This window comes from Raoultella sp. (genome assembly GCF_039594335.1).
Taxonomy (GTDB): Bacteria; Pseudomonadota; Gammaproteobacteria; order Enterobacterales; family Enterobacteriaceae; genus Klebsiella.
Map to the genome: position 1 here is coordinate 1 of NZ_JBCNNS010000157.1, position 8,454 is coordinate 8,454.

An 8,454-nucleotide genomic window follows, 5' to 3' on the forward strand; every position below is an offset into this window, starting at 1 on the left:
CCATCGGGCCAAACTCAGTATCGAACAGGCAGATGACGCGCTCGTTACGGGCAAACAGATTCGGAACGTTCTGTGCGGTCAGGTGGTTAACGGAGAACAGATCCCCCGGGACGTAGATCATTTCACGCAGGATACCGGTGCACGGCATGTGTACGCGGTGATAGTCGCGCGGCGACAGGTAGGTGGTGGCGAAGGTACCGTTGCGGAACAGTTCGGCCATCTGGTAGTTCCCTGCCAGCAGTGCTTCCAGCGTGTAGTTGTGGCCTTTTGCCTGCAAAATTTTGTCGTCTTCGATCGCGCCCAACTGGCTGATAACGCCATCGGCTGGCATGACCAGCACGTTAGGATCCGTATTCAATGGACGGGCGTCTTCACGCAGCGGGCGCACGAAGAAATCGTTAAAGGTGCGGTAGCTGGCGGTATCGGGCTTTTGCGCCTCTTTCATGTCGACCTTGTAGTATTTCACGAACAGATCGATGACCAGCTTTGTCAGCCAACCCGCTCGTTTGCTCGCACCCCAGCCTGCGAGGCGGGTGAGCCACAGTTTAGGCAGAATGTATTGCAGTGAAAGTTTAAGATCGTTTAACAAGGTAGCCTCCAGGCCATGATTTGTCGTTCCTGACCCCGCCAACGTGCGGGGCCCTGCAAAAAAGGGGACGATTCTAACGATGCTCAGCTTAAATGTCAGTCATCGGATGATGAAAAGCTTTTACGCGTTTTTACCTGCACCTGAGTCATGCTTTCCAGAATGCGGTGATAGTTTTCAAAACGGCTCTTGGCGATGTGGCCATTTTCTACCGCTTCACGAATGGCGCAGCCCGGATCGGTATCGTGCTTGCAGTCGCGATATTTACAACGGCCTAAATAATCATGGAATTCGACAAAGCCGCGGGTAATTTGGTCCGCTTCCAGGTGCCACAGGCCGAATTCGCGAACGCCGGGGGAGTCGATCACATCGCCGCCGTGCGGGAAGTGATAGAGACGCGCGGCGGTGGTGGTGTGCTGGCCGAGTCCTGAGTTGTCAGACACGTCATTGGTCAGGATCTGATCGTCATGCAGACCCAGCAGCGCGTTCAGCAGGCTGGATTTCCCCACCCCGGACTGCCCGGCAAAGATGCTGATACGGTCGGTGAGTGCTTCCTCAAGCAGCTTGAGGCCATCCTGAGTGCGGCTGGAAACCATCAGCACGCGATAGCCGATGCCGCGGTAGATATCCATCTGCTCGTTAACGAAGGTTATGCCGCTGGCATCCAGCAGGTCGGTCTTATTGAGCACAATCAGCGGTTCAACATCCAGCGTCTCGCAGGCGACCAGATAGCGGTCGATAATGTTCAGAGACAGCTCGGGCAGGATCGCGGAAACAATGACGATTTGATCGATATTGGCGGCGATAGGTTTGACACCATCGTAAAAGTCCGGACGGGTCAGGACGGAGGTTCGGTCATGTACCGCTTCGACAATCCCTTTCACATTGACGCCATCGGCGGCATCTTTACCGGGTCTCCAGACGACGCGATCGCCGGTGACCAGCGAACGTATTGTACGGCGAATGTTGCAGCGGTGAACGCTACCATCGGCGGATTCGACATCGGCATGCATGCCAAAGCGGCTGATGACGATCCCTTCAGAGGTTTCACCAAACAGGTTGTCATCGTAATCGGCCTTCTCCGAAGTCGTTTTCAGGCGGCGCTGGTGGTTGGCCTTCACGCGGCGCTGTTGGCCTTTGGAGAGTTTATTTTTACTCAATCGAACTGGCTCCTGGTCGCCCTGGGTGGGCAAAACCTCTATGATACACGCTATCTAAGATGAATATCGACCCGTCATCTTGCAAGATGCTGGTACGTTGTTTTGCCTGCGTCCTGAAGTTTTACGGGCCAGAATTGTAAAATTATGGGTGGAAAATAGCATGAGTGCAGATGAAAACAACCTGATTTGGATCGATCTTGAAATGACTGGGCTGGATCCTGAGCGCGATCGCATTATTGAAATCGCCACTCTGGTGACCGATGCGCACCTGAATATTCTGGCGGAGGGGCCGACGATTGCGGTTCACCAGTCCGACGCGCAGCTGGCGCTGATGGATGAATGGAACGTGCGCACGCATACCGGGAGCGGGCTGGTCGAACGCGTTAAGGCCAGCAAACAAGGCGATCGCGAAGCGGAACTGGCGACCCTCGAATTTCTTAAACAGTGGGTGCCGGCGGGCAAATCGCCTATCTGCGGCAACAGCATTGGTCAGGATCGCCGCTTCCTGTTCAAATATATGCCGGAGCTGGAAGCGTATTTCCACTACCGTTACCTCGACGTCAGCACGCTGAAAGAGCTGGCGCGCCGCTGGAAGCCGGAAATCCTGAATGGTTTTAAAAAGCAGGGTACCCATCAGGCGATGGATGATATCCGCGAGTCGGTAGCGGAGCTGGCTTACTATCGCGAGAACTTTATCAAGCTGTAATGACAGCGCCGGGGTCAGATGGAGATGGCCCCGGCGTAGCTAGCTTACTTAAACCACCTTTGTTCCATCGCCTGGAAGTCAGGCGATGCCTTAACCACCTCCAGCGCAGCATTCATGGCATTGAGCAGCTCCGGATCGTCTTTACGTACCGCAATGGCATATTGCTTGCCGTAATATTTCGGATCGGTCGCTCGTTCATCCATCATGGCGTAATCAGGATTCTCCTGCAGCCACGGGGCGAGGGTTTTCTGGTCGCCCATCACGGCATTCACGCTCCCCTCTTTCAGCGCGGACAATGCGCTGGCGTCATTGTCGTACTCAATGACGTTGACCCCTTTTTGTTGATCGCGTAGATAGTGCTGGTGGACAGTGCCTTTAACGACACCGAGTGTCTTGCCCTTCAGATCGGCGAAGCGATGGGCGGCCCCTTTTGTCGTTACCACGACGCCGGAGAGTGTCTGACGATAGGGCTGGGTAAAGGCGACCTGCTTTTCGCGCATGGGAATGACTTCAATGCCGGCAATGATGGCATCGAATTTTTTAAAACGCAGCGCGGGAATCAGCGTATTGAAGTCCTGAGGGGTAAATTTGCATTCGGTCTGCATCTGTTTGCACAGTGCTTTGGCCAGATCGATATCAAACCCTGAGGGCTGGTTTTTCGCATTCACGGTTTCAAAGGGCGGATTGGCCGTCGTGGTGCCGAAATGTAGCGTCGTCGCAGATGCTGTCCCTGTAGCAAGCAGCGTGGTCAGCAGCAGGACGGAAAGCGCTCTTGTCATCTGAATTTCCCTGTTTGTCATGATTGTTGACCGTGAGCGGGTATCGGGCCCACAAATCTGAGCGATTTTGCGCCTTTAGCACGGCTGGAAAAAGTTATTTTGCCTTGCCCGATGCTTATTTGTACAATTTGGCGATGTGTCTGGCGATAAAATGCCCACTCAGACAAAAAACGCAAAAAAGTGTTCGCAGGGGGGTTGCAGGTAAATCGAATTCTCGTATAATGCGCCTCCCGTGACGAAGCAGAAATGCGCATCACGACGCTGTAGAAATATGGCAAGAAGTATGCGGGAATAGCTCAGTTGGTAGAGCACGACCTTGCCAAGGTCGGGGTCGCGAGTTCGAGTCTCGTTTCCCGCTCCAAAATTTGAAAGCACCATACCCAAGCGGGAATAGCTCAGTTGGTAGAGCACGACCTTGCCAAGGTCGGGGTCGCGAGTTCGAGTCTCGTTTCCCGCTCCAGAATTTGAAAGTCACCATACCCAAGCGGGAATAGCTCAGTTGGTAGAGCACGACCTTGCCAAGGTCGGGGTCGCGAGTTCGAGTCTCGTTTCCCGCTCCAGAATTTCTTCTCATCTCCAGTTTATCCACAGTGCAAAATCGCGCAGGGGATGCTTTCCGCTGTCGAAAGAAAAATACTGTAAACAGAGTTATCCACAGGTTAAACTCTCGCAACCTGACGTTGAGCAACTTCAATTTTTGAATGATGTAAATATATCTATTTGATATTTAATAAGAAAATTTCATTCCAAAGTGTTAATGCGATCACTTGACGAACGTCTGTTTATTGAAACGCAATGTGTTTTTGTTTTTATTCACAGCCTGTGAATGAATCAGGCATCTCTCAGCAACCCTTTCTCGATCACCCGAACCAGACGTTGTTTCTTCGGCAACTGTACTTCAACGACGTTGGCATTGCGTTTCTCAATTTGTTGCGCCACCGCCCACTCAATGTGTTCATCGAGTAGTGGGTGCTCACCTCGGCGACTTTCCAGCGCAGTAAGATGCGCCTCATCCCAGCTCGCATTACCCAATGCAACGGCAATATTCCGTAGCCAGCGCAGATGACCAATCCGGCGGATGGCAGACCCCTCCGTCACCTTCAGAAAATGCGCTTCGCTCCAGGCAAACAGTTCTACCAGCGGCGGCGCATGCAGCGCTTTGCGTGGGCTGAAGTCCGCTTCGTCCGTTAACTGTGAGAAGCGGTTCCACGGGCAAATCAGCTGGCAGTCATCGCAGCCGTAGATGCGGTTGCCAATAAGTGGGCGAAATTCCTCGGGAATGGCGCCTTCCAGCTCAATGGTCAGATAAGAGATACAGCGGCGGGCATCAACGGTATAGGGTTCGACGATCGCACCGGTAGGGCAGATAGTCATGCAGGCAACGCAACGGCCGCACTCTTCCGTCACCCGGCTGTCGATAGGGAGCGGAATATCAACGAGCAGTTCACCGAGAAAAAAGAATGATCCGGCATCGCGGTTGAGAATAAGCGAGTGCTTGCCGGTCCAGCCAAGCCCGGCTTTTTCCGCCAAAGGGCGCTCCAGAATGGGCGCAGAATCGACAAACGGTCTAAAATTGAGCGAAGTACACTGTTCCTGAATCATCTCGCCAAGTTTTTTCAGGCGGTTGCGCAACAGCTTATGATAATCACGCCCGAGGGCATACCGGCTGACGTAACCTAGCGAGGGATCTTTCAGGGTGCGGGCAAAAGCGGCGTTGGCGGGAAGATAGTTCATCCGCACGCTGATCACGCGTAACGTACCGGGCTGAAGCTCATGGGGACGGGCGCGCATCATTCCGTGACGCGCCATCCATTCCATCTCGCCGTGGTATTGTTTATCCAGCCATGCCTGCAGTTTAGGTTCGCTGGCGCTGAGATCGGTATCGGTAATCCCGACCTGCTGGAACCCCAGTTCAGTGCCCCATTGCTTGATTTGCTGCGCTAACTTATTGAGATCGAGGGGCTGAGGCATGATGGACCATACGATGACGAAAAACCCTGTGAGTATACCACACTTCATCTGGCCTGCAGATGCGCTGCGGCGCGCGGAAAAAGCGGCGGCGGACAGTCTGGGCCTGACGCTGTTTGAGCTGATGATGCGGGCCGGCGAAGCGGCTTTTCAGCGGGCGCGAGCCGACTACCCTGCCAGCAAACATTGGTTGATCCTCTGCGGTTATGGCAATAACGGTGGTGATGGCTACGTGGTGGCGCGTCTGGCGCAGGCTGAGGGCATCGCCGTCACGCTGCTGGCCCTTGAGAGCGAGAAACCACTGCCGGAAGAAGCTAGCGCCGCCCGTGATGCGTGGCTGAGCGCCGGAGGGACCATTCACGCCGCAGATATTCCCTGGCCACCGGAGATCTCTCTCATTATCGACGGGCTGCTTGGCAGCGGACTACATAGCGCTCCGCGGGAGAATATCGCGGCCTTAATCCAGCGTGCGAATGCGCATCCTGCACCGGTTGTGGCGCTGGATATCCCCTCGGGACTCAATGCGCAAACCGGTAGCACTCCAGGAGCGGTGATAGATGCGGCCTGCACGATCACATTTATCGGCCTCAAGCCCGGGCTGCTGACGGGTAAAGCCCGGGATGTGGTTGGCCGCCTGTATTATCACGCGCTGGGACTCGAAAGCTGGCTGGCTGCTCAGACGGTGCCGTTGCGGCGTTTCGATGCGTCACAGTTGGCCGACTGGCTCCCTCCCAGACGTCCGACATCGCATAAAGGCGATCACGGTAAACTGGTGATTATCGGCGGCGATCGCGGTACCGCTGGTGCCATCCGCATGACCGGTGAAGCGGCATTACGGACTGGCGCAGGTTTGGTGCGAGTGCTCACTCACAAAGAAAATATTGCCCCTGTTGTTGCCGCCAGACCTGAATTAATGGTCCATGAGCTGACGACGCAGAGTGTTGAAGACAGTCTGCAATGGGCCGATGTGGTGGCGATTGGTCCCGGTCTTGGGCAAAGCGAATGGGGAGCCCAGGCGCTGCGCCAGGTACGGGATTGTCACAAGCCAATGGTGTGGGATGCGGATGCGTTGAACCTGCTGGCAATCAATCCCGATAAACGTCACAATCGTGTGCTGACGCCGCACCCCGGTGAAGCCGCCCGTATGCTGAACTGCAGCGTGGCAGAAATTGAAAGCGATCGCTTACTTTCTGCGCAACGTCTGGTAAAACGGTACGGAGGTGTGGTCGTGCTGAAAGGCGCGGGCACGGTGGTGGCCAGCGAAGCAGGCGAGATGGGTATTATCGATGCCGGCAATGCCGGGATGGCCAGCGGCGGAATGGGCGATGTGCTGACCGGTATTATCGCCGCGCTATCAGGACAACGGCTGACGCCGTATGATGCAGCCTGCGCTGGCTGCGTGGCGCATGGCGAAGCCGCTGACCGACTGGCTGCCCGTTATGGCAGCCGTGGGATGCTGGCGACCGATCTCTTTTCCACGCTCAGGCGTGTTGTTAACCCGGATGTGATTGACCTGAACCATGATTAACCGAGTGATTCCTTTAGCCGATGAGCAGGCAACTTTAGACCTTGGTGACCGTATTGCGCAGGCCTGTACTGGCGCGACGGTTATCTATCTGTATGGCGATTTGGGGGCGGGGAAAACGACCTTTAGCCGCGGCTTTTTGCACGCGCTCGGCCATCGCGGGAATGTTAAAAGCCCGACCTATACGCTGGTGGAACCCTACGCGCTCGACAATCTGACGGTGTACCATTTTGACCTGTATCGTCTGGCGGACCCTGAAGAGCTCGAATTTATGGGGATTCGTGATTATTTTGCTAACGATGCCATCTGCCTGGTGGAGTGGCCACAACAAGGTGCAGGTGTATTGCCTGAGCCGGATGTCGAAATTCATCTTGCGTATCAGGCACAAGGGCGTGAGGCGCGCGTAACGGCGGTCTCTGCATTGGGTGAGTCTTTATTGACACGTTTAGCCTGAAGGATAACGGGATGATCTATCGCATAACCAGTTGGCTGGCCGCGACGCTGATGCTGTTTAGCATTCAGGTCACCGCGGCAAGTTTATCCGATATCCAGGTTGCAAATGGAGATCAACAAGCCCGTATTACGATTAGCTTTATCGGCGATCCCGAATATTCGTTCCGTCCACAGGGCAAGCGTACCATGGTGCTGGATATTAAGCAGAGCGGAGTGCTGCAAGGGCTACCGCTGCTGTTTAGCGGCAACAATCTGGTGAAAAGCATTCGGGCGGGAACGCCGCAAGATCCCCAGACTTTGCGCTTGCTGGTGGATCTGACGGAAGATGGTAAAACGCGCGCGGTGAAGCAGCAAAATGGCTCAAACTACACCGTGGTTTTCACGATTAATGCCGATGCGCCACCTCCACCGCCGCCAGTGGCGGCTAAACGGGTAGAAAAGCCGGTGCAGCCATTACGTCCGGCTGAACCCGCACGCAATCCGTTCAAATCGTCCGGTAGCGAACGACAAACGGCGATGACCAGCAGCCAGGGCGTGGCGCGCCCGGTGAGCCGCGCGGTGGCGTCGGATGATAAGGTGATTATCGCCATTGATGCCGGTCACGGCGGACAGGATCCTGGCGCGATTGGACCGAACGGCACCAAAGAGAAAAATGTCACGATTGCCATCGCCCGCAAACTGCGCGCGTTGTTAAATGCCGATCCGCTGTTCAAGCCGGTGTTGACCCGCGATGGGGATTACTTTATTTCGGTGATGGGGCGTTCGGACGTGGCGCGTAAGCAGAACGCTAACTTCCTGGTATCCATTCATGCCGATGCGGCACCGAATCGCGATGCTACCGGCGCGTCGGTATGGGTGCTATCCAACCGTCGCGCGAACAGCGAGATGGCCAGCTGGCTCGAACAGCATGAGAAGCAGTCTGAACTGCTCGGCGGGGCGGGCGATGTGCTGGCGAACAGCCAGTCCGATCCCTATCTTAGCCAGGCGGTGCTGGATTTACAGTTCGGGCATTCTCAGCGCGTTGGCTATGATGTGGCAACGGACGTATTAAGTCAGCTGCAGCGGGTGGGCGATCTGCATAAACGCCGTCCTGAGCATGCCAGCCTTGGCGTATTGCGCTCGCCGGATATCCCGTCGATCCTGGTGGAAACTGGCTTTATCAGCAACACCGGGGAAGAGCGTCTGTTGGGGAGCGACAATTATCAGCAGCAGATTGCCGAAGCCATTTATAACGGTCTGCGTAACTACTTTACGCAACATCCGCTTCAGTCGGCACC

The 8,454-nt window shown here is 55.3% G+C and carries 8 protein-coding genes and 3 tRNA genes; 7 read left to right on the forward strand and 4 right to left on the reverse strand.

What is annotated here, in order from left to right; all coding sequences use genetic code 11:
- Together asd and rsgA are read right to left on the reverse strand one after the other, a co-directional pair.
- Positions 1-589, reverse strand: a 589-nt coding sequence (gene asd / locus ACZAHD_RS19645) for an archaetidylserine decarboxylase (RefSeq protein ID WP_462458258.1), incomplete at its 3' end; no start/stop codon positions are given.
- A 95-nt stretch (positions 590-684) separates the two neighbouring features.
- Entirely contained in the window at positions 685-1,746 is a 1,062-nt protein-coding gene (rsgA, locus tag ACZAHD_RS19650; protein ID WP_462458259.1) for a small ribosomal subunit biogenesis GTPase RsgA, read from the reverse strand.
- A gap of 160 nt (positions 1,747-1,906) precedes the next feature.
- Here rsgA and orn point away from each other — a divergent pair, with 160 nt between their 5' ends.
- Complete coding sequence (orn, locus tag ACZAHD_RS19655; protein ID WP_462458260.1) at positions 1,907-2,452, forward strand: oligoribonuclease; 546 nt, start codon at positions 1,907-1,909, stop codon at positions 2,450-2,452.
- 44 nt (positions 2,453-2,496) lie between these two features.
- Here orn and ACZAHD_RS19660 read toward each other — a convergent pair whose 3' ends face one another.
- Complete coding sequence (locus tag ACZAHD_RS19660; protein ID WP_462458261.1) at positions 2,497-3,231, reverse strand: arginine ABC transporter substrate-binding protein; 735 nt, start codon at positions 3,229-3,231, stop codon at positions 2,497-2,499.
- A gap of 285 nt (positions 3,232-3,516) precedes the next feature.
- Between ACZAHD_RS19660 and ACZAHD_RS19665 the strand changes: the two genes are divergently transcribed.
- The 3 genes from ACZAHD_RS19665 (at position 3,517) to ACZAHD_RS19675 (ending at position 3,791) form a co-directional block, all read left to right on the forward strand.
- Positions 3,517-3,592 (forward strand) — tRNA-Gly (locus tag ACZAHD_RS19665).
- 23 nt (positions 3,593-3,615) lie between these two features.
- Positions 3,616-3,691, forward strand: a tRNA-Gly gene (locus ACZAHD_RS19670).
- A gap of 24 nt (positions 3,692-3,715) precedes the next feature.
- Positions 3,716-3,791, forward strand: a tRNA-Gly gene (locus ACZAHD_RS19675).
- A 271-nt stretch (positions 3,792-4,062) separates the two neighbouring features.
- On the opposite strand, the gene queG is transcribed toward ACZAHD_RS19675, so the two are convergent.
- Positions 4,063-5,202 (reverse strand): tRNA epoxyqueuosine(34) reductase QueG, encoded by a 1,140-nt coding sequence (gene queG / locus ACZAHD_RS19680; RefSeq protein ID WP_462458262.1) that lies wholly within the window; start codon positions 5,200-5,202, stop codon positions 4,063-4,065.
- 13 nt (positions 5,203-5,215) lie between these two features.
- Here queG and nnr point away from each other — a divergent pair, with 13 nt between their 5' ends.
- The 3 genes from nnr to amiB all read left to right on the forward strand — a co-directional run.
- Entirely contained in the window at positions 5,216-6,727 is a 1,512-nt protein-coding gene (gene nnr / locus ACZAHD_RS19685) for a bifunctional ADP-dependent NAD(P)H-hydrate dehydratase/NAD(P)H-hydrate epimerase (RefSeq protein WP_462458263.1), read from the forward strand.
- Positions 6,720-7,178 carry a tRNA (adenosine(37)-N6)-threonylcarbamoyltransferase complex ATPase subunit type 1 TsaE gene (gene tsaE / locus ACZAHD_RS19690; RefSeq protein WP_462458264.1) on the forward strand — a complete coding sequence of 153 codons (459 nt, stop codon included), beginning with the start codon at positions 6,720-6,722 and terminating at the stop codon, positions 7,176-7,178. The genes nnr and tsaE overlap by 8 nt, the downstream gene beginning before the upstream one ends.
- A gap of 11 nt (positions 7,179-7,189) precedes the next feature.
- Positions 7,190-8,454: N-acetylmuramoyl-L-alanine amidase AmiB (gene amiB / locus ACZAHD_RS19695; protein WP_462458265.1), on the forward strand; the 1,265-nt coding region annotated here is incomplete at its 3' end.